The organism is Macrococcus armenti, assembly GCF_020097135.1.
Taxonomy (GTDB): domain Bacteria; phylum Bacillota; class Bacilli; order Staphylococcales; family Staphylococcaceae; genus Macrococcoides; species Macrococcoides armenti.
The window spans coordinates 338053-364329 of sequence record NZ_CP083608.1; the positions used below are offsets into that span (position 1 = coordinate 338053).

Genomic DNA, 26277 nt, shown 5'->3' on the forward strand with positions numbered 1-26277 from the left:
AATGCATAATAAAAGTGAAAAGGTTCTCATTATGAAGAGGAGTGGTCAAGATGATTAGACAGATTAATGAAGTAGAGTTACAAGATGCAGTTGACCGCATTGCAGAGATTTATTTGACAAACTTTAATGATCGCAGACCGTTACGTGAATTAAGTAACGACATTTTAAAGTTAAGTCAGAACGATGGATTTATGTGCTTAATTAGTACACAGTTAGGTACGATTGATGGTTATTTATATGGATATAAGAGTGAAGTGACGCAATTTTACAGACAGTTATTAGATCAGTTTTTATCTACGAATGAAAAAGGAATGCTTGAAGATGCGTTTGAAATTGTATCAATTGCTGTCGATAAGAATATTCATAATAACGGAATCGGAACACAATTACTGGATGCACTACCACCAGGTAAGTATTATTTAACGAGTGATGTGCATGATGTGCCAGCAAATACGTTCTATTATAAAAATGACTGGACGTTACTGAAAGCGAATATGTATTTACATCCGAATATCCCTCAGAAAAATTTATATTATAAAGAAATTAAGTAAAAGTGAGAACAGAATGATTCTGTTCTCACTTTTTAATTATATAATGACAACGCTTACATGTTTGTGTATAATATTTTTATGCATTTTAATTGCAAAAATATTCAAAAAACTTAATTTTATTATTTTTAAAAACTTGAAAAATTAACTTTTGCAATTAATGTTAATGTGTTAAAATGAATAAATATTAATTATGTTGTATAAATACGGAGGGATAATCTTGCAATACGATAAAAAGACTTGGAAATTAGGTCAATTGAAATTTATCATACCGAGTTTATTAGGTATATTTTTATTTTTAACGCCACTTAATGTAGAAGGGCAGACAAGCTTACCAGTAGCAGTATTGGCGAAATGGTTATTGAGTTTGCTAAATGGCTTTACGCCGACATTAATTTATATTGTCATTATGTTATCTGTCGTGTTGACGTTTTTCTGCAGCTTTATTCAGCATCCGAAAACGAGTTACTTCAGACAATTGTTTAAAGTAAACTGGATATGGTTTTTAATTCGTTTCGTAGGTGCAGTATTTGCAACGATTGTATACTTCGAAATGAAAGTACCATTTGTTGATACTGAAAACACTGGCCAACTCATCTATACAGGATTATTACCGACGTTAATTGCCGTGTTTTTCTTCGCCGGATTATTCCTACCGTTTTTAATGGACTACGGTTTACTTGAATTTTTAGGGCCGATGTTTTCTAAAGTAATGCGCCCGTTATTTACGTTACCTGGCCGTTCAGCTGTAGATAACTTAGCTTCTTTTATTGGAGATGGAACTGTAGGTGTTATGATTACGTCAAAGCAGTACGAAGGAAATTTCTTCACACGTCGTGAAGCAACCGTAATTGCAACGAGTTTCTCTGTCGTATCGATTACATTTGCAATTGTTGTTTGTGAACAAGTTGGTTTAATGAACCACTTCTTCTATTTCTATGGGACGGTTATCGTATCGTGTTTAATTGCAGCGATGATTATGCCAAGAATCTGGCCGTTATCTAAAATTCCGGATCATTACGCAGATGGTACGACAGAAGTGAAGGATGAATCAATTCCGGATCATCATAATGTCATTACTTATGGATTTGAAAATGCTACGAAGACAGCGATTAAAGCACCAGGCTTTAAAACATTCTGGTATCAAGGCTTTAAAACAGTAGGAGATATGTGGTTTGCAGTATTGCCGGTTGTAATGTGTATCGGTACAGCGGCGACATTAATTGCTGAATATACGCCGTTTTTCCAGTGGATTGGTATGCCGTTTGTACCATTATTAGAGCTACTGCAAATTCCAGATGCAGTTGCTGCATCTCAGACAATATTAATTGGTTTTGCCGATATGTTTTTACCGTCAATCTTAATTACAGATTCTGAATATGAATTAACGCGTTTTGTTATTGGTGCATTAAGCATCTCTCAGTTAATTTATTTATCTGAAGTTGGTGGCGTTATATTAGGCTCTAAAATTCCGGTAAGTTTACCGAAATTATTTGTTATTTTCTTAATGAGAACAATCATCTGCTTACCGATTATCGTATTGATGGGACATTTACTATTTAGTATGTAATCATTCTATAAAAGAACCCCGAACGCATACGCGTTCGGGGTTTCTCAGTTAAATTTCTGTTTCAAGTTTTGCGATGACAAGTTCAGAGCCTAACATCGGTGACTCACCTTGAGGTTTATCTCCTCCGCGTGAATGTGCCTGTTTAAATGCATCGCTTGTTTTCCAGGCTTCAAAGTCTTCTAGCGTATCCCACCATGTGTTGACATATAACTCATCATGATCTTCCAAGTTTTGAATTGACCACGTCTCAATTTTATTGAATCCTTTTAGTTGCTGGATTGCGCCATCTTTCGTAAACATCGGTGCCATTTTTTCTGCGAATCCTTTTTTCATCTTAATTCTGTTTGTAACGATATACATGAAATCACTCCTAAAGTTTTGTAGGGTTTGTCGCCCAAATTTGATTTGTTCGTACGAAAGTTCGACGGTTAATTTTAAGTTGCGATATGATCACTTCAGCGATATCTTCTGGATGTGTCATCGTTTCAGAATCGAGTGTGACTTCTCCGATTAAATCTGTAAGTACAGCAGATGGGTGAATCAGGAATGTACGAATATTATGCTGACGCATTTCTCTCATTACGCCATCAGATAATCCTGATAATGCAAACTTACTAGCGGAATATGCACTTGAAGTTGGCCCGGCATTTACTGCAGACATCGAGCTCATATTCACGATATCACCTGACTTTTGTTCAATCATATGTGGCAAGACTTCCTGCATAAAGTGGAACGGACCGAATACATTGACTGCCATCATATTCATTAAGTCTTCTTCTGTTGTATCTAAAAACGAACTGTTATGCATTATACCTGCATTGTTAACGAGTATATCAATACGCTCAAACGTTTCCATTGTATGCGCAACAGCTGCCTGGATGTCTTCTTTGTTTGCACTATCGCAAACGATAGCTGTTACATCAACGTCGAATGCAGATAATTCATCGACAGCATCTTCTAAATGATTAAAATTACGACCAGTAATTGCGATGTGTACGCCTTCAGCTGCAAGATGTTTTGCAATTTGTAAACCGATACCTCTAGACCCACCTGTAATGAGTGCGACTTTGTTATGTAAGTTTTCCATGATATCCCTCCTGGAATTAAGTGTATCAAATGATTAATAAAGATGAAAAAGAAGAGGTTGCGAAATGACAACCTCTTCATAACTATTATTTATTTAATTCGTTAATAATTTTTTTGTCGTTATGTGTGTAGATAATGTACTTTTTGTCTTTCGTGTCTAAAAGCACGCGGTTTGTTTTACCGAAAGTAGAACCGATACGAACGATTCTGTCGTCGCTTGCTTCGTCAGCTGTTGCATAGATGTTTGTGTCTTCTTTAACGCTTAAGATATCTTCGTTAGGAATCGTGATATCAGCAACACGCCATTTAATGTTTACTTCTTTGTCGTTTTTAGTAATTCTCATTGCCATTTCTAAACACATCCTTATCATTTTTATACCATTAATATAACGCTTTTTCGCACTTTATTCAAATAAACTGATGTGTTTAAATGAATTTAAATGAAAATAATCTTTAATGGAAGATATTAAATAAAATTTCACTGTTTTATTACAAAAATCCTCATAATTGATTATGAGGAGTGGTGAAAGGATTTGGTGAATTGAAACATAAATCAATGATTTTACTATTGCTCGCAGTCGTAATCATCGCAGCAACATTACGCGCACCGCTTACTATCATTGGGGCGATTATTTCAGAATAATTGCAAGTAAGAATGAAAATGTTTAAGAGGTTGGAACAAAGTGTTCCGCCGTTTAGTCTGTTAATGGAAAGAAGATAGAGCTTTATGTCTCAATCTTCTTTCCATTATGACGTTTCTTATATCCCATCCACTTACTAAAGCTGTATATCGCAAGGCCGCTCCATATACAAATAAACGTAATTGCATTTGTAGTTGTAAACGGTTCGCCAAACATAAAGAGACCTTGCAGTAATATTAAAGTCGGAGATATATATTGTAAAAGTCCGATAAGTGATAACGGAATACGCTTTGCGCCAGCGCTAAATAATATTAATGGTATTGCTGTAGCAACACCTGCAAATAGTATTAGGAAACTCTCGAAGTTCATCCCGAAATATGTTTTATGCTGCGATGTTAACAATGCGATACCAAGGCACGCAATCGGTAATGTAATCAATGTTTCAAGTGCGATACTGTATACCGCATTAATATTGACAACTTTCTTCATTAAGCCGTATAATGCAAAACTCAGTGCAAGTGCAATTGATACAATCGGAAATGTGCCAATTGTGATCGTCATATAGAGTACACCTAATGCAGCGAGTGCAATTGCAATTGTTTCAGTTTTCGTAAAGCGCTCCTTTAGAAAAATAAAACCAAGTGCAATGCTCATCAGTGGATTAATATAATAACCGAGACTTGCCTGGAGTACATGATGATTATTGACAGCCCATATAAAAATACCCCAGTTAACGGTAATGACGAGGCTTGCGACGATGAGTGCGATAAATTCGTGTTTTCTTGTATATAAAGCTTTCGTTTCCTGAATGAGTGGAGATAATTTTTTAGTGAAAGCAAGTAGTATTATCATAAATACAAATGACCAGACAATTCGGTGAAACAGTATTTCATAATCATTGAAACTACCGACAGCACGCCAGTAAGAAGGGAGAATTCCCCATAATAAGTATGCAGATGCAGTATACAGGACACCTTTTTGTGAATTATCCATAATCGCCACTCCTTTTCATCATGATTATAACAATCGAAAAAAAGTGTGGCAATGTGCAAGTTTTTTACAATTACTAAATTGTGTTATAATACATGCAGTGTGATTTATAATCATAAGGAGAGACATATGAAAAGAATGAAGATGCTAGTGTTAACTTTATTGTTAGTACTTACAGCATGTGGTAATCAAAATGAAAAACAGCAGGAAAAAGATACAAAACCGAAAGTAGAAGTTAAAGTAAATCCTGAAAAGAAATCAAACGACAAGAAAAATAACGAAAAGAAAACGGAAGAATCTAGTACGGTTGAGAAATCTACTGAAAGTAATGAAACGGTTGTTCACATCGAAAGTAACGAAGAAGCACAAGCGAATCATATTGATACAAACAAGTATAATCAGGCGAGAGACTGTTTAGTAAATGGCAATAATAATCATCAATGTCATGCAATAGCTGAGACGAAGGAATACTCGAAAGCCTGGAATAATTTAACGAATGAAGGGTACAACTGCAAGAATGGTACATGTTATCAAATGACACAACACAACGTGACACAACGTAAAGAAATACACGTAACACAAGAAGTACCTAGTGAGGCTCAGCCAGCAGTAGAAAGTTCTTCAGAGATGCCGACAACAGAACGTCCTTCTACAGAAAACGTAACATCTGAAGCACCTTCAACTGAACAAAAAAAGCCGATGGATAAAAAGAATGAATCGTTAGAAAGTACTACTGAAGGTGAATGATGTTAACAATTCAAGATATTAAAAATGCATATGAGCCACTTAGAAATGAAGCTAACAGAAAACAGATGGAAAGCTATATGAAGAATCAATTTCAGTTTCTTGGCATTAAGAAATCAGAAACGGCACCGATTATGCGAAAACTATTCAAGGAATTTGGTTTGCCAAATGATAAAGATGACGTGAAGCAATTAGTAATGAATTGCTTTAGCGAACAAGAACGTGAATATCACTATATTGGTATGATTATATTAAATAAAAGCAGTGAATTATTCCACGGAGAGGACTTGTCATTCATTAAATCTATTATATTAACGCATACTTGGTGGGACTCTGTTGATACGATTGCACCGAATATTCTCGGGGATATTGTTAAACGTTCTCCGGAAGTGAAACTTGAGTTGTGTGAATGGTGCTTAGATGATAATTTTTGGTTGAAACGTGCAGCATTATTACACCAATTAAAATTTAAACAACAGATGGATCTTCCATTACTTGAACAAATGATTGATCATTTGAAAGAAGATAAGGAATTTTTCATTCGAAAAGCAATCGGATGGATATTACGAGAGTATTCAAAAACTGATGCGGCATACGTTATTAATTTTGTGCAGCAACATACATTATCCAATCTATCTTCAAAAGAAGCACTTAAATGGTTGAATAATCAAGAAAGCTACAAAATCAATTGATTTTGTAGTTTTTTATTTTTAGTATTATGTATACTGTAGTTATAGAGTATATGAGTAATGGAGGTACGCTTGTGACAGGAAAAACACATATCGCATTTGGCGTACTAATTGGAACGCAATATGCAATTGCACAATCACAAAACATAAGTCAGTTTGCTGCAATAATTGGAACAACAGCTTTATTCAGCATTATTCCAGATATTTGTCATGCAGGTAGTAAACTTGGTAGAAAAATCTGGCCGATCAGCATACTTATTAGATTATTGTTCGGGCATAGAACAGTAACGCATTCAATATTTTTTGTCATATTAACAAGTGTATTATTATACGTTTTACAAGTGGAGAAGATATACATTTTTAGTGCGATATTTGGTGTGTTGAGTCATCTATTTTTGGATATGCTGACGCCATCAGGTGTGACTTTATTTTTTCCGTGGCAGAAAAAAATACGATTTCCATTTAAATTTAAAACAGGGGGCATAATAGATTTATCGCTTGCAACAACATTTAGTATTGTTACAATGTATATTGTTTACAATGAGATTGTGCATAGAACGATTTTTTGGATTAAATAATAAAGGAGAATTTTATGAATAAAATTTTAAGAAAATATAACCATGAACAATTATTAAATCAGTTAGATTTACTTTCACAAAGAGAAAGATCTAATTTAGAAGAAAGTTTATCAATCATTAATTTTGAAGATATCGCTAAATTATACAAGGATGTTTATGTTGATAGAAAGATAGAACTCCCGCAAAATATTAAAGATATTGATACTACAATTATCAATGATATTTCTGAGGAAGAGATATTAAAAATAAAAAATATCGGTCTTCGTGGAATTGAAGAAGGAAAATTTGCAGCTGTATTAATGGCAGGTGGACAAGGTACTCGACTGGAACACAACGGTCCTAAAGGTACTTTCAAATTTGAAGGTATAAGTTTATTTGAAATGCAGGCGCGACAAATAAAAATATTAAGCGAAACATTAAATGTTACAATTCCATGGGTAATTATGACAAGTAATATTAATCATGAAGAAACATTACAATTTTTCGAAGAAAATCAGTACTTTAGTTTAAATAAAGAAAATGTTCATTTCTTTATTCAACCTAATATCGTTGCGTTAAGTGAAAGTGGCGAATTGTTATTAAATGAAGGCAAACAATTAATGACAACTCCTAATGGTAATGGAGGTATCTTTGAAGCGCTTCAAACATCAGGAATCAACCAATTACTGAAGCAAATGGGTGTGACACATATTTATCTGAATAATATTGATAATGTCCTCGTGAAAGTGCTGGATCCTATTTTGTGCGGTTATGCAATTGAAAGTGATGCGGAAGTTACAACAAAGACAATACGCGCAAAAGAAAATGAAAGTGCTGGACGTGTAGTTGAAGTGGGTGGCAAGAAACAAGTTATTGAATATACTGAGCTTCCAGAAGGTAAAGAAAATATATATCGCAATGCAAATATAGGCATCCATATTTTTAAATTAGACTTTATCATGCAACATGCATCAAGTGAAATACCTTATCATTTAGCAGTGAAGCAATTAGCGCAGCTTGATGAAACATTTACGGTCGTTAAAAAACCGACATTAAAATTCGAAAAGTTCTATTTTGATATTTTTAAATATGCTGACACATTTAAAACAGTACAATTTGACCGACTTGAAGAATTTAGTCCGCTAAAAAATAAAGAAGGTACGGATAGCATTGCAACAGCTTATGAAGCATTAAAACGCATGCATCGCTTATAGAGGAGATGAAACATGTTAAGTAAAACTTCAGTTTATGTAATGATCATGATGGGTGTATTTGCAATAATCAATTTATTTTTAATTTATTATTATATATTTGTCGTAAAAGGATTGATGTGGATGGGATTTGTCTCATTGTTTGCGGCAGGGTTGTTAATCAGTTTAATGATTAAGTATTACAAACAACAAAAAAAGAAAGACTTTTCAAATATAAACGCACATATAAAGTCTGAAGAAGATAGAATTTTAAAGTAAAAGGATATATAATGTTTAAAAAGTAAAGAAATTACGAAAAGAGGGCTTGTAATGAAAAAAGACTGGGTATTACCTTTAATATTAGGTAGCATCATATTGATAATATTGTCCCTGTCGTTGTTTGCATACATTAGTAAAACTAATGATGAAAAGAATAAATTATATTTAGGTGACTATATTAAAGAAAATCAATTACATGTTAAAGGTGAATTATCTCGTGATACGATTCCGTATTATCAAAAAGGGAACAAGTCTCAACCAGTCACATTACATGTTGCAGAGGGAGATGAAATAGAGGTAGGAAAGCCTCTATTTTCTTATGAAAGTAGCGATAGTGTTCAAGCTCAAAAAGTTTTAGAGCTTGAAATTGATAATAAGTTAATCGAAAAAGACCAAAAAGAAGGTCAACTATTAGAACGAGAGCAAAGACTGCAAAACAATAATAATAATGAAACGCTGAACGCAGAAATTAACTGGTTAGAAAATGAAATAAGAAAAATTGATAATGATTTAGATATACTAAACATTAAAAGCGATGAATTGACGAATAAAATTGATCGCCAAACAATCAAGGCACCGATAAAAGGAAAGGTTCTTCAAATCAATCAGCAGCAATTAGCGAAACATACATTAGTTAATCAGAATGAGCCAATCATGATTATAGGGAGTGAAAAAATTAAAATAAAAGGACAAGTCAATCGCGATACTGCACTTCAAATGAAAAAAGATCAAGTAATGAAGTTTAAGCTTGATGATAAGGAGACAGAAGGAAAAATTATATCTGTTAAACAAAAGATTGATGGAGAGCGTATTTATTTTGAATATGAGGCAAGTGTCGATGTTGATAATCCTTATTATGTTGGACAAAAGATTAAAGGAATTATAAAGCATAATACTGTCAATAATATTTGGATACCAAAATCTTATGTCAAAGAGAAGAAGAATAAGAAAAAGACAGAATACTATGTTCAAAAAGTATATGGAAAAGATGTAAATGAAGAGAAAGTCGTTGTAAATGGATCTACTAAAGACGCATTACTCATCACTAAAGGTTTGACAACTATAGATGAACTGAAGAAGTATGAATAATCAATTGTTGCCACTAATAAAAAATAAATGATTGTAGGACGTCATTTATGGGTAAATGTATTTAAAGCATAAAAGCGGCCTACAAGGAGGAAAACATATGAAGTGGCAAGGTAGACAAGGGAGTTCGAATGTAGAGGATGCCCGTGGTTCAAGTTCTGGAGGGTTCTCTGGTGGTAGTCCTATGGTCATCGGTGGCGGTGGTATGGGATGTCTCGGTATTATCGTAATGATTATATTTGTCTTAATGGGAGGCAATCTTAATGATTTAGGTAGTATGATGGGTGGCCAGGAATCACAACAGCAAACACAAAATCAGCAAAATGATAACGGTAATAATGATGTATTTGATACAGGTAATGTTAAAACGGATGCAGGCAATGATGGTACTGCTACTCAGAAATCATTAGATGAAAGAGGACAGTTTGCATCAGTTGTACTTAAAGATACAGAAGACGTTTGGCATGAAATCTTCAAGAAATATGATAAAACGTATACAGAACCTAAACTTGTTCTTTATTCAGATGGTGTACGTTCTGGGTGTGGTCAGGCAAGTTCACAGATGGGACCTTTTTATTGTCCTGTAGATCAGAAAGTTTATATCGATTTATCATTTATGGACGAGTTAGATAAGAAGTTCAATGCACCTGGTGACTTTGCAATGGCATATGTTATTGCACATGAAGTAGGACATCACGTTCAGAACGAACTCGGTATATTACCGAAGTTTCATCAGTTGAGAAATCAATTATCAGAGAAAGAATATAATAAGTATTCTGTTGCTGTTGAATTGCAGGCTGATTACTTTGCAGGTGTATATGCAAAACATGCACAGGAAATGGGTTACACTGACGAAGGCGATTTAGAAGAAGCGATTAAGGCTGCTCACGCTGTTGGTGATGATACGATTCAGGAGAATGCTTTAGGTCGAGCAAATCCTGATACGTTTACACACGGTTCGAGCCAGGAGCGTATGGAATGGTTTAAACGCGGTTATGAAGCTGGAGACTTCAGTCAAGGTAATACATTTAAAGCACGTGGTTTAGAATTTTAAACAAAAATTAGAGACTTGAGACAGGTGATATATGCATTTGTTTCAGTCTCTTTTTTAGGAGGACGTATGAAGACACTTATATATAACGGCACAATTTATTCGATGCGAACGGAACGTGAAACGTTTGATGCAATAGTAATTACCGATAATAAAATTTCAGAGTGTATAAACGTCGAGGTTAACCTAGCACTTTATGACCATGTTATCGATTTGAAAGGCGCAGTGCTTTTTCCGGGATTTGTAGATACGCATACACATCTTGTCGGAACTGGTATGGCGCTTACGAGTATATCCTTTAAAGGTGAAACATCGGCGCAATCGGTATTAGACGTCATTTGTGAAGCAACGAAAGCAATGGATGATGATCAGTTTCTAATATGTGAAGGACTGGACGATAACAAATTAGATAGAAAGTTAACGATCAATGATATTGAACGCGTTACACATAAGAAAGTGATAATTAAACGTGTTTGTCGTCATGCAGCACTCGTAAGTCGTGCCGTATTTAATCATTTTAATATAACTGATAATACGCGTGATATCAGCGGTGGGAAGTATGAACGTGAAGATGGTAAGCTTAATGGCTGGGTGCACGATAATGCAATGGAAGCAATCCTTTCGGTAGCATCAAAAACAGATGAATCCACTATTACGCAAGCTGTCGATAAGGCTGTAACAGCATTTCGCTCTGTTGGATTAACGGGTGTTCATACAGAAGATTTAGCTTATTATGATGACTTTAAAGATGTGCTGCAAGCGTATAAAAACGTTATTCATAAACAAAATCCATTCAGGCTTAATATATTAAGACATACTGATGTAATTGAAGAAGTGCTCGATACTGATTTTGAATATAATGAATACTTCCGCCCGGATGCGATGAAGTTTTATGCGGATGGCGCGCTTGGGGGACGTACTGCACTGATGCGAGAGCCATATACAGATGATCCGTCAACAAGTGGCTTAGCCATTTATACGAAGTCTGAACTTGAAGCGAAAGTAAAGTATGCAAGAGAACAAGACATACCTATTGCAGTGCATATGATTGGAGATAAAGCAGTTGAAATGGTGTTAGATGCAATTGAAGCTTACCCGATAAAAAATGGTCGCGATAGACTTATTCATGTGAGTTTCTTAAGTGAAGATTTAATTTCGAGAATGAAGCAGTTACCTGTCATATGTGATATACAGCCGATGTTTGTCGCATCGGATTTCCCATGGGCAATTGCGCGTGTCGGCCATGAACGCGTGCGATATAGTTATCCGTGGCACTCATTACTTAGTGCTGGAATTATTTGTGGTGGTGGTTCTGATAGTCCAATCGAAACATACAATCCGATGTATGGTATTTATGCTGCTGTAGCAAGACAATCTCCTGATGATACACAAGGTTATAATATGGAAGAAGCGTTATCCGTATATGATGCCATCAGATTATATACGACAGAAGTGGCGAAAGTTGCACGTAATGAGGATACTTACGGAACGATTGAAGTTGGGAAGCATGCCGACTTTACGATTCTGAAACAAGATCCTTTCAAAGTTAAAACAGAAAAGCTTTACGAAATCGAAACATCATGTACAATGATTGATGGGAAGATTGTATATCAGTGCGAAGGATGATGGGACATGAAGTTTAAAAAAACGAATATATCATGGATACCATTATTATTTGTATTATCGGTCGTAATAATATCAGGGATAGCATTTTTAATGATGGTGTTTTTCGGTATGTATGGATTGAGCCGACTGCTTATTTATTATAGGCTCGCTGAGTTTACATACAATGAAACTGTAATGGATAATATATTTTATTATGGGTCGTATTTAGTGATGGGGTACGCTGTCCTTTTTATTATTGAATATATTATGGATGAACTAAAACGCATGTCATCTAATAATAAGTTTTTCCAGGGCTGGTATTTCCATCTCATAACTGTAAGTGTATCGACACTCGTTTTTTATTTCGGCGTACACATTAACTATATGCACATTAAAATAAACTTTATTGTCATACTCGTCATTATTAGTGCGCTCTATTATTTAACAGAAGTGTTCTATCCGGATAGTGAAGATTTAAATAAAGATAATGAATAAAAAGTGGCACGAGAAATTACTCGTGCCACTTTTTATTCACTTTCGCAATAGACGGATACACTACCAGCATTCACTTTGAATAATCCATTACCGTCTTCATCTATAATGATTTCATCTTCACGTGTATTCGTATAGTCATACCAAACTTGTCCGGCACGTGATTTGCCGACATGCATTTGTTTTTCAGCCTCAGTTTCACTCGTATTAATAATGACAACACACCCCGTTTTATTACCTTCGCCGCGTCTGACGAAACCGATGACGTTCGGGTGATCGAAGTAATCGTCCTGGTCACCACAAGCCTTATGCTGACGAACGTATAAGAGTGGGTCGATTGCTGCTTGTTTACCTTCTACTGGTATATCTCCTCCGATACCATAATAATCACCGTAGAAGATGCAAGGATAACCGTCTTTACGCAGTAAAATTAACGCATATGCACTTTGTTTAAACCAGTCTTTTACGAAAGATTCTAATGCTTCACCTGGTTGAGAATCGTGATTATCTACAAATGTTACTGCAATTTCCGGATGTTCAGCCACAATTGTATCATCGAATATTGTGCGCATATCATAAGCACTTCCTGCTTCAGAGGCAGCCTTAAAGTTAAAGTGAAGCTTTACATCGAATAGATCAGAGTTGTAACCTGCTTCTTCAAGAAACTGCTCATTTGCACCTAAATCAGCATTCCAGTATTCTCCAAGAAAATAAAAGTCGTCACCGGCATGCGCGCGCATCGCCTCGCTGAATTCTTTAATGAAATAACTTTCAATATGTTTAACAGCATCCATGCGCATACCGTCAATTTTCAAAGTGTCGATAAACCATTTTCCCCATTCAATTGTATGTTGGCGTACATCAGGATGTTGATAGTCAACGTTCGTAAACATTAAGTAATCGAAATTTCCTTTTTCATCATCAACATTTTCGTTCCAGTCTTTATGTTCACCTAATATTTTAAATATGCCGGTACGACCGGTTTTATGGTCGTAATCTGTACCGTTAAAGTGTGTATGATTCCATTTGAAGTCACTGTATTTATTATTGCGTACTGAGAAGTCAAACTTCGTAAATGCTTCGATATCGAAAGGTTCTGATATTATGTTGTTTCTGTCAGATGGGTCCACTTCTACAACTTTTACTGTTTCAGCTTCATCAGCACCTGCTTTATGATTAATGACAACATCTGCATATACTTTCAGGCCATGATTGTGACACGCCTGAATTGCAGCGATTAATTCTTCTTTCGTACCATACTTTGTTCTGACCTGTCCTTTTTGATCGAATTCTCCTAAGTCATATAAGTCATAAACGCTGTAACCTGTATTCATTACATGATCTGCTTTACATGCAGGTGGGAGCCATACTGCATCGATGCCTTTTTCTTTTAAATGTGGTGCGTCTTCCTTTAATCTATTCCAGTGATTACCATCGCCGTTTGCGTGCCATTCGAAGTACTGCATCATCGTAAAATGTTGTGTCATATTAAGCTCCTTATTGTATTATATTTATTCTTTTTATATACCCGTTTTATTATGAATACATCATCACAATATTAATTAAAGTAATTTCTTTTATACAAAGGCAGTTCTTTTTGATAAACTAAACATATTAGAATGTGAAGGAGCGTTTAAATTGTTAACTAAAGAACAAGTAGTAGAAATTATTGGTCAATTAGAAGATCCGGTAGTAAATGTCCCACTTTCTGAGACGAACGGGATCAAAGAAGTAAGCATTAAAGAAGAAAAAGAACATGTATCTGTTAAAGTAATGATTGCAAAGCTTGGTGGACAACCACAACTTGATTTACAAATGAAGATTGTTGAGAAGTTAAAAGAAAACGGTGCAAAAACGGTAGGTATTCGTTTTGAAGAGATGGACGAAGCGATGCTTGAACAATTCCGCGGGGTTTCTACTTCTGAAATTGAAAAACATGTCGATCCGAATAATAACGTAACATTTATTTCGATAGCATCTGGTAAAGGCGGCGTTGGGAAGTCTACAGTATCTGTAAACTTAGCAGTAGCACTTGCAAGACTAGGTAAGCGCGTTGGATTAGTCGATGCGGATATTTATGGTTTCAGTGTACCTGATATGATGGGGATTTCTGAACGACCTGAAATCGATGGGGAACGTGTAATTCCTGTATCACGATTTGGAGTTAAAGTAATTTCAATGGCGTTTTTCGTTGAGGAGAACACACCTGTCATTTGGCGTGGACCGATGCTTGGTAAAATGATCAACAACTTCTTCCAGGAAGTGAACTGGGGCGAACTGGATTATATTTTACTTGATTTACCGCCGGGCACAGGGGATGTTGCGTTAGATGTGCATACGATGTTACCGAAAAGTAAAGAAATTATCGTCACAACGCCACATCCGACAGCAGCATTTGTAGCGTCAAGAGCGGGTGCGATGGCATTGCATACTGATCATGAAATTCTTGGTGTTGTTGAGAATATGAGTTACTTTGAAAGTAAAGAAACAGGAAACAAAGAATATGTCTTCGGTCAAGGTGGGGGACAGAAGTTAGCAGAAGAGTTAAACACAGAACTTTTAGGACAGCTTCCTTTATCTCAACCTGATTGGAACGACGAAGATTTCGCGCCATCAGTATATCAGGAAGATCATCCACTTGGTATTATTTATCAGCAGATGGCACAAAAAGTTATCGACAAAACAAAATAATATAAAGAGGTATTCGGCGTGACATTAAAAAATTTAGGGAAGTTTTATGGCATCACGTTATTAATCGGGTTAGTAGTAACGGTGATAGTAAGTTTAGTTTTTGGTTACGACAAATTAACAGTATATCTTGTTAGAGGTGAGTACGGAGAGTTTCTTGCAGCACTCATCTGGTTTATGGGGTACGGACTTCTTATTGCATCTATTAGCCAACTTGCGTTTTTTGCATATTTATTTATACATCAGATGGGGCAAGGTATCTTTAAAGGTGGATGGAATGCAATACAAGTTGTTATCATTTTATTTGCAGTCATTGACCTTGTATATTTCAGATATTTAAGGTTCGGTCAAAAAGATGGCGACATATTAAAGTTTATTTGGATACCGATATTAATTGTATTATTCGGTATAATCGTCAGTCTGTATAAGAATAAGCTAACAGGTAAAAACGTATTTATACCTGCAATGTTCTTTATGGTTGTGATGACGACAGTTGAACTGATTCCATTTCTTAAAGTTAAAGATATGATGTGGTTATACTGCACGATATTCGCATTACTATTATGTAATGCATTCCAACTACTGTCTTTACCGAAGTACAATAAAGCATCGTATGAAGAGCGTAAAGCGCGTAAGATTGCACGAGGTACATGGGTAGAAGAACCCGTACAGACGAAAGTGAAGAACACGAAAGTAGTAAGTAAGAAGAAAAAAAGAAAGTAATACTATGACCTGGCTCAGCTCGAGTTAGGTCATTTGTCATTATGGAAAGAGGTTAACTATGAAGAGAGGTTTAATTAGTGCGCTCGTTATCATTATGTTCATGAGTGCGATAGAAACGTCCATCGTCTCACTTGCAACACCTGCAATCGGTAAAGATTTAGGTGTTCATGAGTCACTCGCATTAATCTTTACAAGTTATATGATTGCAATTGTTATCATAACACCGCTCGTCGGTGAAATTATGAAGCGTCTCGGTTCGAAGTATACGATGCTTGCAGGTATTACAGTTTTTATTATCGGAAGTATGCTATCAGGTGCATCGTTTACGTTTCCAATGCTCGTTGCATCCAGATTGATACAAGGGTTTGGTGCAGGCATTATGATGACAATGGGGAGCATTATTCCTAAAATTGCATTTGAAATTCCGTATCGTTATAAAGTGATGGGAATTGTCGGAAGTGTATGGGGGATTTCCAGCATCGTTGGCCCATTGCTTGGCGGACTAATATTAACTTATTTGAAGTGGAGTTTTCTATTCTATATCAATGTACCGGTTGCAATTATCGCAATCGTACTCGTATTAAAGTTCTTTAAATTTGATGAGCAACCATCAAAATCGAAGCTCGATGTTAAAGGACTGGCTTTATTTTATGCATTTTTATCATGCTTAATTGTGGGCTTTGCACTTGGAAGTACATTAAGCATTGCCATATATGTCGCTGCGCTCATACTTTTATATTTATTTATCAAGTTAGAATTTAAAGTAGCAGCACCATTTATACCTGTTCGTTCTTTCAATAAGAAGATTGGGATAACGATGGGGACGGATATGATATATGCAATGATGCTGATGGGCACAAATATTTTCCTGCCATTTTATTTGCAGACCGAAAAAGGACTGACACCGCTTATGAGTGGTTTGACAACCTTTTCAATATCCGTTTTCTGGCTGACGTCTACATTTATACTGAAACATGTTGAGCGAAAGCTTTCTGTCAAACAAGTATATCAACTGAGTTTCCTCTATATGATTGTTGGTGGATCAATTATATTACTGACTGAAAGTGTCATCGCAGTGACGATAGGGTGTATATTCCTTGGATTAAGTTATGGTACAGTATTTACGAAAAATGTTGTAACCATCCAGGAGAGTGCAGCACCTCAAGAACTTGGCAGCATGATGAGTGCGTATAGTTTACTTAAATTTATAGGGTCTACAACGGGATCTGTCGTTATGTCATTCGTTTATTATAGTAATGTCCTTTCGAATATCCATAACAACATGGCAGTTATGGTAATCATTGCGATAATACTAATCATTATTTATCAGATGATTTATAGAGGTAAAGTAGTTCGATAAGCATATCATATGCTTATCGAATTTTTGTTTTCAAATTATAATAAAAAAGTTTAATAAAAATCAAATAAAGTGTTGACTTAAATATTGCAACTTGTTAAGATATAAAAGTCGCAAAAATAAGTGACGCCAACAATTAAACGTTTGAAAAACAAACTTGAAAAAGTGTAAAAAATGCTATTGAAATTTTGTTCTCAAACATTTAATATTAATTGAGTAAGAACGACGCACAAACATTTCAAATAAGAAATCGTGAGTGTAAAACTTCTTCAAAATAAAGCTTGCAAACAAGAATGAAACGTGTTAAAATTTTATCTTGTAGCAACAAAAATGAACATTGAAAACTGAATGACAATATGTCAACGTTAATTCCAATAATTTGAGTGATTAAGTTCACTCCCAAGACTGATTGCCTCAAGCAATCAAAGAGCTTTATCAAGCAATCTATTATGGAGAGTTTGATCCTGGCTCAGGATGAACGCTGGCGGCGTGCCTAATACATGCAAGTCGAGCGAACTAACGAGAGTGCTTGCACTCTCTGACGTTAGCGGCGGACGGGTGAGTAACACGTGGGTAACCTACCTATAAGACTGGGATAACTTCGGGAAACCGGAGCTAATACCGGATAATATTTAGCTTCGCATGAAGCAATAGTGAAAGGCGGTTTTGCTGTCACTTATAGATGGACCCGCGGTGTATTAGCTAGTTGGTGAGGTAACGGCTCACCAAGGCAACGATACATAGCCGACCTGAGAGGGTGATCGGCCACACTGGGACTGAGACACGGCCCAGACTCCTACGGGAGGCAGCAGTAGGGAATCTTCCGCAATGGACGAAAGTCTGACGGAGCAACGCCGCGTGAGTGAAGAAGGTTTTCGGATCGTAAAACTCTGTTGTAAGGGAAGAACAAGTACGTTAGTAACTGAACGTACCTTGACGGTACCTTACCAGAAAGCCACGGCTAACTACGTGCCAGCAGCCGCGGTAATACGTAGGTGGCAAGCGTTATCCGGAATTATTGGGCGTAAAGCGCGCGTAGGCGGTTTCTTAAGTCTGATGTGAAAGCCCCCGGCTCAACCGGGGAGGGTCATTGGAAACTGGGAAACTTGAGTGCAGAAGAGGAGAGTGGAATTCCATGTGTAGCGGTGAAATGCGCAGAGATATGGAGGAACACCAGTGGCGAAGGCGGCTCTCTGGTCTGTAACTGACGCTGAGGTGCGAAAGCGTGGGGATCAAACAGGATTAGATACCCTGGTAGTCCACGCCGTAAACGATGAGTGCTAAGTGTTGGGGGGTTTCCGCCCCTCAGTGCTGCAGCTAACGCATTAAGCACTCCGCCTGGGGAGTACGGTCGCAAGACTGAAACTCAAAGGAATTGACGGGGACCCGCACAAGCGGTGGAGCATGTGGTTTAATTCGAAGCAACGCGAAGAACCTTACCAAATCTTGACATCCTTTGACAACTCTAGAGATAGAGCTTTCCCCTTCGGGGGACAAAGTGACAGGTGGTGCATGGTTGTCGTCAGCTCGTGTCGTGAGATGTTGGGTTAAGTCCCGCAACGAGCGCAACCCTTATCTTTAGTTGCCATCATTAAGTTGGGCACTCTAGAGAGACTGCCGGTGATAAACCGGAGGAAGGTGGGGATGACGTCAAATCATCATGCCCCTTATGATTTGGGCTACACACGTGCTACAATGGATGGTACAAAGGGCAGCAAAACCGCGAGGTCAAGCAAATCCCATAAAACCATTCTCAGTTCGGATTGTAGTCTGCAACTCGACTACATGAAGCTGGAATCGCTAGTAATCGTAGATCAGCATGCTACGGTGAATACGTTCCCGGGTCTTGTACACACCGCCCGTCACACCACGAGAGTTTGTAACACCCGAAGCCGGTGGAGTAACCTTTTAGGAGCTAGCCGTCGAAGGTGGGACAGATGATTGGGGTGAAGTCGTAACAAGGTAGCCGTATCGGAAGGTGCGGCTGGATCACCTCCTTTCTAAGGATAATACGGAAACAAACCAGTAGGTTTGTAGGAATAACGGAGACATATTGTATTCAGTTTTGAATGTTTATAGATTATAATGGGCCTATAGCTCAGCTGGTTAGAGCGCACGCCTGATAAGCGTGAGGTCGATGGTTCGAGTCCATTTAGGCCCACCATTATAAATATTCATATCAATTTAATTACCTATTATGGGGGCTTAGCTCAGCTGGGAGAGCGCCTGCTTTGCACGCAGGAGGTCAGCGGTTCGATCCCGCTAGTCTCCACCATTAATTTTGTACTTTGAAAACTAGATAAAGTAAGAAGATATAAAAAGATTTTACCAAGCAAAACCGAGTGAGTTCATATTTGAATTCTTGAAAAAATCGCGCGTCTGCATAATGCAGACATCACAATATTAATAACAGATTAAGTTATTAAGGGCGCACGGTGGATGCCTTGGCACTAGAAGCCGAAGAAGGACGTTACTAACGACGATATGCTTTGGGGAGCTGTAAGTAAGCTTTGATCCAGAGATTTCCGAATGGGGAAACCCAGCATGAGTTATGTCATGTTATCCATATGTGAATACATAGCATATGAGAAGGCACACCCGGAGAACTGAAACATCTAAGTACCCGGAGGAAGAGAAAGAAAATTCGATTCCCTTAGTAGCGGCGAGCGAAACGGGAAGAGCCCAAACCAGAGTGCTTGCACTCTGGGGTTGTAGGACACTCAATACGGAGTTACAAAGGAATAGTTTAGACGAATGATTTTGGAAAAATCAGCCATAGAAGGTAAAGGCCCTGTAGTCGAAAAGTTATTCTCTCCTGAGTGGATCCTGAGTACGGCGGAACACGTGGAATTCCGTCGGAATCCGGGAGGACCATCTCCCAAGGCTAAATACTCTCTAGTGACCGATAGTGAACCAGTACCGTGAGGGAAAGGTGAAAAGCACCCCGGAAGGGGAGTGAAATAGAACCTGAAACCGTGTGCTTACAAGTAGTCAGAGCCCGTTAATGGGTGATGGCGTGCCTTTTGTAGAATGAACCGGCGAGTTACGATTTGATGCAAGGTTAAGCAGTATATGTGGAGCCGTAGCGAAAGCGAGTCTGAATAGGGCGAATGAGTATCAGGTCGTAGACCCGAAACCAGGTGATCTACCCATGTCCAGGTTGAAGTTCAGGTAACACTGAATGGAGGACCGAACCGACTTACGTTGAAAAGTGAGCGGATGAGGTGTGGGTAGCGGAGAAATTCCAATCGAACCTGGAGATAGCTGGTTCTCTCCGAAATAGCTTTAGGGCTAGCCTCGCATGATGATTACTGGAGGTAGAGCACTGTTTGGACTAGGGGCCCCCCTCGGGTTACCGAATTCAGACAAACTCCGAATGCCAGATAATTTAATGCGGGAGTCAGACTGCGGGTGATAAGGTCCGTAGTCGAGAGGGAAACAGCCCAGACCACCAGCTAAGGTCCCAAAATATATGTTAAGTGGAAAAGGATGTGGCGTTGCCCAGACAACTAGGATGTTGGCTTAGAAGCAGCCATCATTTAAAGAGTGCGTAATAGCTCACTAGTCGAGTGACGCTGCGCCGAAAATGTACCGGGGCTAAACATATTACCGAAGCTGTGGATTGTCCTTTGGACAATGGTAGGAGAGCGTTCTAAGGGCGTCGAAGCATGATCGTAAGGACATGTGGAGCGCTTAGAAGTGAGAATGCCGGTGTGAGTAGCGAAAGACGGGTGAGAATCCCGTCCACCGATTGACTAAGGTTTCCAGAGGAAGGCTCGTCCGCTCTGGGTTAGTCGGGACCTAAGCCGAGGCCGAATGGCGTAGGCGATGGACAACAGGTAGATATTCCTGTACCACCTAAGATTGTTTGAACGATGGGGGGACGCAGTAGGATAGGCGAAGCGTACTGTTGGTTATGTACGTCCAAGCACTGAGATTGAGTATTAGGAAAATCCGGTACTCATTAAGATCAAGGTGTGATGGGGAGCGAAATTATAGTAGCGAAGTCGTTGATTTCACACTGCCAAGAAAAGCCTCTAGTTAGAAATTAGGTGCCCGTACCGCAAACCGACACAGGTAGTCAAGATGAGAATTCTAAGGTGAGCGAGCGAACTCTCGTTAAGGAACTCGGCAAAATGACCCCGTAACTTCGGGAGAAGGGGTGCTTTTTAGGGTGCAAGCCTTGAAGAGCCGCAGTGAATAGGCCCAAGCGACTGTTTATCAAAAACACAGGTCTCTGCAAAACCGTAAGGTGAAGTATAGGGGCTGACGCCTGCCCGGTGCTGGAAGGTTAAAAGGAGTGGTTAGCGTATGCGAAGCTACGAATTGAAGCCCCAGTAAACGGCGGCCGTAACTATAACGGTCCTAAGGTAGCGAAATTCCTTGTCGGGTAAGTTCCGACCCGCACGAAAGGCGTAACGATTTGGGCACTGTCTCAACGAGAGACTCGGTGAAATCATAGTACCTGTGAAGATGCAGGTTACCCGCGACAGGACGGAAAGACCCCGTGGAGCTTTACTGTAGCCTGATATTGAAATTCGGCACAGCTTGTACAGGATAGGTAGGAGCCTTTGAAGCGTGAGCGTCAGCTTACGTAGAGGCGCTGGTGGGATACTACCCTGGCTGTGTTGACTTTCTAACCCGCACCACTTATCGTGGTGGGAGACAGTGTCAGGCGGACAGTTTGACTGGGGCGGTCGCCTCCTAAAGAGTAACGGAGGCGCTCAAAGGTTCCCTCAGAATGGTTGGAAATCATTCGCAGAGTGTAAAGGCACAAGGGAGCTTGACTGCGAGACCTACAAGTCGAGCAGGGTCGAAAGACGGACTTAGTGATCCGGTGGTTCCGCATGGAAGGGCCATCGCTCAACGGATAAAAGCTACCCCGGGGATAACAGGCTTATCTCCCCCAAGAGTTCACATCGACGGGGAGGTTTGGCACCTCGATGTCGGCTCATCGCATCCTGGGGCTGTAGTCGGTCCCAAGGGTTGGGCTGTTCGCCCATTAAAGCGGTACGCGAGCTGGGTTCAGAACGTCGTGAGACAGTTCGGTCCCTATCCGTCGTGGGCGTAGGAAATTTGAGAGGAGCTGTCCTTAGTACGAGAGGACCGGGATGGACATACCTCTGGTGTACCAGTTGTCGCGCCAGCGGCATAGCTGGGTAGCTATGTATGGACGGGATAAGTGCTGAAAGCATCTAAGCATGAAGCCCCCCTCAAGATGAGATTTCCCAACTTCGGTTATAAGATCCCTCAAAGATGATGAGGTTAATAGGTTCGAGGTGGAAGTGCAGTAATGTATGGAGCTGACGAATACTAATCGATCGAAGACTTAATCAATTTTAAAGATTTTTTATTCGGAATTGCCGAGTAAAACTTAATATATCTTACTTACTTTATCTAGTTTTGAAAGTATAATTTAAAGGTTGAAACGAGCGTTATGGCCCGTATCATTTTTGATAAATCGAATGAGAATCGCCAGATTCGATTGAGATTTAGAAAATGAATAGGGACAGCGAGTTGAAACTGGATATCATATTCTTTCATTTGTCTGGTGACGATGGCAGAGAGGTCACACCTGTTCCCATACCGAACACAGAAGTTAAGCTCTCTAGCGCCGATGGTAGTTGGTCTTACGATCCGCGAGAGTAGGACGTTGCCGGGCAATATTTATTTATCCACAGTAGCTCAGTGGTAGAGCTATCGGCTGTTAACCGATCGGTCGTAGGTTCGAGTCCTACCTGTGGAGCCATTAGGCCCCTTGGTCAAGCGGTTAAGACACCGCCCTTTCACGGCGGTAACACGGGTTCGAATCCCGTAGGGGTCACCATTTCGGAGGATTAGCTCAGCTGGGAGAGCATCTGCCTTACAAGCAGAGGGTCGGCGGTTCGAGCCCGTCATCCTCCACCATTTTTCTAATAATGAATTAAATATAGCGGAGGGGTAGCGAAGTGGCTAAACGCGGCGGACTGTAAATCCGCTCCTTCGGGTTCGGCAGTTCGAATCTGCCCCCCTCCACCATTTATTGGGCTATAGCCAAGCGGTAAGGCAACGGACTTTGACTCCGTCACTCGTTGGTTCGAATCCAGCTAGCCCAGCCATTTTTAGAGCCATTAGCTCAGTTGGTAGAGCATTTGACTTTTAATCAAAGGGTCAGAGGTTCGAATCCTCTATGGCTCATCTGAAAGCATCCTGTATAGGATGCTTTTTTATTTATATTTTTTTATATAATATATTTATTTAATTTATTAATACTTATGAATACGCTTTCATTATTATACATAAATATCCATTTTATGCATTTATGCATAAAATTATTGAATATTCACTTTGATAACAGTAAAATAATATTATATCCAGATTTCTAAATAGTCTGAATTTTAATTACATTGATTAAAGGGGATACAATAATGAATAAAACTATCGAGATTATTGGTGCGCCAAGTGCATTTGGCCAACGTAAGTTAGGAGTTAACATGGGGCCGGACGCAATGCGTTATGCAGGTTTAGTAGAGCGTATCGAAGCAATTGGACATAAAGTTATCGACAGCGGGAATATAACGGCACCGCCAATCGATATGAAAGTATATAAAAGCGAACAAGATGGCGGTTTACGTAACTTACCTGAAGTGACAGAGTTTTGTGAGACGTTATGTAATACTGTAGATGCATCTGTTAAGAATGGTCATTATCCATTAGTCATCGGTGGGGATCATTCTATCGCAATGGGTACAATTTCTGGTATTGCAAAGCATTATAACAATTTAGGCGTTATTTGGTATGACGCACATGGTGATTTAAACGTTGCAGACTCTTCACCGTCTGGTAATATTCACGGTATGCCACTTCGTGCTTTAATCGGTGACGGTCATGAAGATTTAGTGAATATCGGTGGATATAAAGGAAAAGTTAAAGTAGAGAACATCGTTTTAATCGGTATGCGTGACTTAGATGAGGGTGAGAAAGCATATATTAAAGAAGTAGGGATTAAAACATATACGATGGCTGATATCGACCGTTTAGGTATGAAGACAGTTATTGAAGAAACGTTAGAACATTTAGCGGAATGTGACGGTATTCATTTATCATTAGACGTAGATGCACTGGATCCGAATGAGACGCCTGGAACAGGTACGACAGTGCCGGGTGGTATTACGTATAGAGAAAGTCACTTCGCTTTAGAGATGCTTCATGATAGCGATAAAGTTACATCATTTGAAATCGTTGAAGTAAATCCGTTAATTGATATTAATAATAAAACAGCAGAGCAGGCAGTAGGGCTTACTGGTTCATTATTTGGAGAGAAGTTATTATAATATATGTATAAAGCACTGGTACAAAAGTTCCAGTGCTTTAAAGCATTTTTATAACATAATTACTTAAAGTATTGTACAATGCATACATAGTTCATAGAAAGAGGTAACACAATGAGAAGAACAAGTTCACCGGAATATTTCCATCATGTTGAGCACTTAAAGGAACAAAGTCAATCTAAGCGTACATTATGGATTTCATTATTTATTACGTTATTCTTTACAATTGTTGAAGTTGTAGGGGGGATTTTATCAAACTCTCTTGCATTACTTTCAGATTCGATGCATATGTTAAGTGACGTATTAGCACTTGGTTTATCAATGATTGCAATTTACTTTGCGAGTAAGAAACCAACTTCAAATCATACGTTCGGATTTTTAAGACTTGAAATTATTGCGGCATTTTTAAATGGTTTAGCATTAATCATTATATCAATCGGTATATGTTATGAAGGTATTATGCGTATGATTAATCCTCAAGTTGTAGATGTGAAGTTAATGCTCATCATCTCGACTATCGGATTAATTGTAAATATCGTACTGACAATCGTATTAATGCGTTCATTAAAAGGTGAAGACAATATTAACGTACAAAGTGCATTATGGCATTTTATCGGGGACTTATTAAACTCGGTAGGCGTTATCGTTGCTGTCGCAATTATATACTTCACTGGCTGGACATTAATTGACCCAATATTAAGCATTTTAATTTCGATTATTATATTCCGCGGCGGATATAAGATTGTTCGCAATGCATGGGTAATCTTAATGGAACGCGTACCAGAAGGGTATAATTCTGATGAGATTATTGCCGATATTAAAGCGTTTGACGGTGTTATAGACGTACATGAGTTCCATTTATGGGCAATTACAACAGAACATAACTCAATTACTGCACACGTTGTTGTAGATACGTTAGATGGGGTACGTAATTACGAACTCATTAATAAAATCAGCAAAATGTTAGAAGAGAAGTATAAACTTGCTCATAGTACGTTACAAATTGAACATTTACAGAAAAATAATCTAGATGACCCATACTTTGATAATATTAAAAAAGAAGTAGAGTAAGCACGACTTACTCTACTTCTTTTTTGATTGTGACGATATAGTTCGTATCTCCATTTTTATTAGAAGCTTTTTTAATGTATTTTTTGAGTTCCTTTTTAAATTCTGTGTAAGATGCAGCATCAATTTGTAACTTATAAGTTGTTTCCTTTTTTTGTTTCACTGTAGATTGATTAAACTTAAGCAGTTCAGGTGAAGGCATAAGCTCACGTGCTACAGGTGCATAGAACTTCTGTATAATGCTATGTTTCTGTTCAGTTTTAACGATTTCAATAATACCGTTCTTTTCAAGTTCTGATAAGTGGTAATGAATTTTAGCGCGCGGAATTTCAAGTTCATCAGCGATTTGTTGTCCGGTCTTCGGTTCAGTAGACATAAGTTCTAATAATTTAATACGAAATGGGTCACTAACACACTTAAGCTGTGGCAAATTATTGATCATTAACGTCTCTAACATGAGCTTGCTCCTTTTCTTTTGAGGTTGATATTTTTATTTAAGTATATTTTATCATCAAATAGTTACGATTTATCAATAATACAGTAAAATTTACATAGTCTTAATAGATTGTTTACATTAAATAATTTATACTTATAAACGAACGT

The 26277-nt window shown here is 38.2% G+C and carries 23 protein-coding genes, 8 tRNA genes and 3 rRNA genes; 28 read left to right on the plus strand and 6 right to left on the minus strand.

All coding sequences use genetic code 11. The features are described 5' to 3' along the window. Positions 1-50: 50 nt before the first annotated feature. Positions 51-551, plus strand: coding sequence for an N-acetyltransferase (locus LAU42_RS01900; protein ID WP_224184019.1), 501 nt, complete (start codon positions 51-53; stop codon positions 549-551). Positions 552-765: 214 nt separating this feature from the next. Then, the gene (locus tag LAU42_RS01905; protein ID WP_224186264.1) at positions 766-2118 is read left to right on the plus strand and encodes a YjiH family protein; all 1353 of its coding nucleotides are present in this window, start codon (positions 766-768) and stop codon (positions 2116-2118) included. Between the two features lie 48 nt (positions 2119-2166). Here the strand turns inward: LAU42_RS01905 and LAU42_RS01910 are convergent, their stop codons facing one another. The 3 genes from LAU42_RS01910 to LAU42_RS01920 form a co-directional block, all read right to left on the minus strand. Further along, positions 2167-2478, minus strand: a complete 312-nt coding sequence (locus tag LAU42_RS01910; RefSeq protein WP_224184021.1) for a heme oxygenase — start codon at positions 2476-2478, stop codon at positions 2167-2169. 10 nt (positions 2479-2488) lie between these two features. After that, positions 2489-3205: an SDR family NAD(P)-dependent oxidoreductase gene (locus LAU42_RS01915; protein WP_224184022.1), complete on the minus strand. Its 717-nt coding sequence runs from the start codon at positions 3203-3205 to the stop codon at positions 2489-2491. An 85-nt stretch (positions 3206-3290) separates the two neighbouring features. Continuing rightward, on the minus strand, positions 3291-3554 hold the full coding sequence (locus LAU42_RS01920; RefSeq protein WP_224184023.1) for a M23 family metallopeptidase: 264 nt from the start codon (positions 3552-3554) through the stop codon (positions 3291-3293). Between the two features lie 170 nt (positions 3555-3724). Between LAU42_RS01920 and LAU42_RS11830 the strand changes: the two genes are divergently transcribed. Further along, on the plus strand, positions 3725-3847 hold the full coding sequence (locus tag LAU42_RS11830; protein WP_277602377.1) for a hypothetical protein: 123 nt from the start codon (positions 3725-3727) through the stop codon (positions 3845-3847). A gap of 82 nt (positions 3848-3929) precedes the next feature. Here LAU42_RS11830 and rarD read toward each other — a convergent pair whose 3' ends face one another. After that, positions 3930-4838 (minus strand): EamA family transporter RarD, encoded by a 909-nt coding sequence (gene rarD / locus LAU42_RS01925; RefSeq protein WP_224184024.1) that lies wholly within the window; start codon positions 4836-4838, stop codon positions 3930-3932. A gap of 126 nt (positions 4839-4964) precedes the next feature. On the opposite strand from rarD, the gene LAU42_RS01930 reads away from it, so the two are divergent. The 9 genes from LAU42_RS01930 to LAU42_RS01970 all read left to right on the plus strand — a co-directional run bounded on the left by LAU42_RS01930 (position 4965) and on the right by LAU42_RS01970 (position 12531). Then, positions 4965-5582, plus strand: a complete 618-nt coding sequence (locus LAU42_RS01930) for a hypothetical protein (protein ID WP_224184025.1) — start codon at positions 4965-4967, stop codon at positions 5580-5582. Further along, entirely contained in the window at positions 5579-6271 is a 693-nt protein-coding gene (locus tag LAU42_RS01935; RefSeq protein WP_224184026.1) for a DNA alkylation repair protein, read from the plus strand. Before LAU42_RS01930 ends, LAU42_RS01935 begins: the two co-directional genes overlap by 4 nt. 71 nt (positions 6272-6342) lie before the next feature. Continuing rightward, on the plus strand, positions 6343-6846 hold the full coding sequence (locus LAU42_RS01940; protein ID WP_224184027.1) for a metal-dependent hydrolase: 504 nt from the start codon (positions 6343-6345) through the stop codon (positions 6844-6846). Between the two features lie 14 nt (positions 6847-6860). Next, positions 6861-8039 carry a UTP--glucose-1-phosphate uridylyltransferase gene (locus tag LAU42_RS01945; protein ID WP_224184028.1) on the plus strand — a complete coding sequence of 393 codons (1179 nt, stop codon included), beginning with the start codon at positions 6861-6863 and terminating at the stop codon, positions 8037-8039. Positions 8040-8051: 12 nt separating this feature from the next. Further along, a complete protein-coding gene (locus tag LAU42_RS01950; RefSeq protein WP_224184029.1) occupies positions 8052-8294 on the plus strand; it encodes a hypothetical protein in 243 nt (80 codons plus the stop codon). Between the two features lie 51 nt (positions 8295-8345). Then, the gene (locus LAU42_RS01955; RefSeq protein ID WP_224184030.1) at positions 8346-9383 is read left to right on the plus strand and encodes an efflux RND transporter periplasmic adaptor subunit; all 1038 of its coding nucleotides are present in this window, start codon (positions 8346-8348) and stop codon (positions 9381-9383) included. Between the two features lie 97 nt (positions 9384-9480). Beyond that, complete coding sequence (gene ypfJ, locus LAU42_RS01960; protein WP_224184031.1) at positions 9481-10434, plus strand: KPN_02809 family neutral zinc metallopeptidase; 954 nt, start codon at positions 9481-9483, stop codon at positions 10432-10434. A 66-nt stretch (positions 10435-10500) separates the two neighbouring features. Next, complete coding sequence (locus LAU42_RS01965; RefSeq protein ID WP_224184032.1) at positions 10501-12057, plus strand: amidohydrolase; 1557 nt, start codon at positions 10501-10503, stop codon at positions 12055-12057. 6 nt (positions 12058-12063) lie between these two features. Then, entirely contained in the window at positions 12064-12531 is a 468-nt protein-coding gene (locus tag LAU42_RS01970; RefSeq protein WP_224184033.1) for a SepA family multidrug efflux transporter, read from the plus strand. 32 nt (positions 12532-12563) lie between these two features. On the opposite strand, the gene LAU42_RS01975 is transcribed toward LAU42_RS01970, so the two are convergent. Further along, on the minus strand, positions 12564-14015 hold the full coding sequence (locus LAU42_RS01975) for an alpha-amylase (protein WP_224184034.1): 1452 nt from the start codon (positions 14013-14015) through the stop codon (positions 12564-12566). A gap of 151 nt (positions 14016-14166) precedes the next feature. Here LAU42_RS01975 and LAU42_RS01980 point away from each other — a divergent pair, with 151 nt between their 5' ends. From LAU42_RS01980 to LAU42_RS02055, 16 genes are all read left to right on the plus strand, one after another. Further along, positions 14167-15219 (plus strand): Mrp/NBP35 family ATP-binding protein, encoded by a 1053-nt coding sequence (locus tag LAU42_RS01980; RefSeq protein WP_224184035.1) that lies wholly within the window; start codon positions 14167-14169, stop codon positions 15217-15219. 18 nt (positions 15220-15237) lie between these two features. Next, a complete protein-coding gene (locus LAU42_RS01985) occupies positions 15238-15939 on the plus strand; it encodes a KinB-signaling pathway activation protein (RefSeq protein WP_224184036.1) in 702 nt (233 codons plus the stop codon). Positions 15940-15997: 58 nt separating this feature from the next. After that, positions 15998-17299, plus strand: coding sequence for an MFS transporter (locus tag LAU42_RS01990; protein ID WP_224184037.1), 1302 nt, complete (start codon positions 15998-16000; stop codon positions 17297-17299). Positions 17300-17742: 443 nt separating this feature from the next. After that, positions 17743-19296: ribosomal RNA gene (locus tag LAU42_RS01995) — 16S ribosomal RNA — on the plus strand. A gap of 87 nt (positions 19297-19383) precedes the next feature. Continuing rightward, positions 19384-19460 (plus strand) — tRNA-Ile (locus LAU42_RS02000). Positions 19461-19495: 35 nt separating this feature from the next. After that, a tRNA-Ala gene (locus LAU42_RS02005) sits at positions 19496-19571 on the plus strand. A gap of 137 nt (positions 19572-19708) precedes the next feature. Beyond that, positions 19709-22633 (plus strand): 23S ribosomal RNA (locus tag LAU42_RS02010). A gap of 210 nt (positions 22634-22843) precedes the next feature. Next, positions 22844-22958, plus strand: a 5S ribosomal RNA gene (gene rrf / locus LAU42_RS02015). Together the 16S, 23S and 5S rRNA genes with 8 tRNA genes alongside form the textbook arrangement of a ribosomal RNA operon. Before the next feature lie 12 nt (positions 22959-22970). Next, positions 22971-23045, plus strand: a tRNA-Asn gene (locus LAU42_RS02020). 3 nt (positions 23046-23048) lie between these two features. Further along, positions 23049-23123 (plus strand) — tRNA-Glu (locus LAU42_RS02025). A 4-nt stretch (positions 23124-23127) separates the two neighbouring features. Next, positions 23128-23203 (plus strand) — tRNA-Val (locus LAU42_RS02030). A gap of 27 nt (positions 23204-23230) precedes the next feature. After that, positions 23231-23314: transfer RNA gene (locus LAU42_RS02035), tRNA-Tyr, on the plus strand. 5 nt (positions 23315-23319) lie between these two features. Beyond that, positions 23320-23394 (plus strand) — tRNA-Gln (locus tag LAU42_RS02040). Between the two features lie 6 nt (positions 23395-23400). Then, positions 23401-23473: transfer RNA gene (locus LAU42_RS02045), tRNA-Lys, on the plus strand. Between the two features lie 230 nt (positions 23474-23703). Then, positions 23704-24609: an arginase gene (rocF, locus tag LAU42_RS02050; RefSeq protein ID WP_224184038.1), complete on the plus strand. Its 906-nt coding sequence runs from the start codon at positions 23704-23706 to the stop codon at positions 24607-24609. Between the two features lie 111 nt (positions 24610-24720). Further along, on the plus strand, positions 24721-25677 hold the full coding sequence (locus tag LAU42_RS02055) for a cation diffusion facilitator family transporter (protein ID WP_224184039.1): 957 nt from the start codon (positions 24721-24723) through the stop codon (positions 25675-25677). 7 nt (positions 25678-25684) lie between these two features. Here the strand turns inward: LAU42_RS02055 and LAU42_RS02060 are convergent, their stop codons facing one another. Further along, complete coding sequence (locus tag LAU42_RS02060; RefSeq protein WP_224184040.1) at positions 25685-26131, minus strand: ArsR/SmtB family transcription factor; 447 nt, start codon at positions 26129-26131, stop codon at positions 25685-25687. Positions 26132-26277 lie beyond the last annotated feature (146 nt).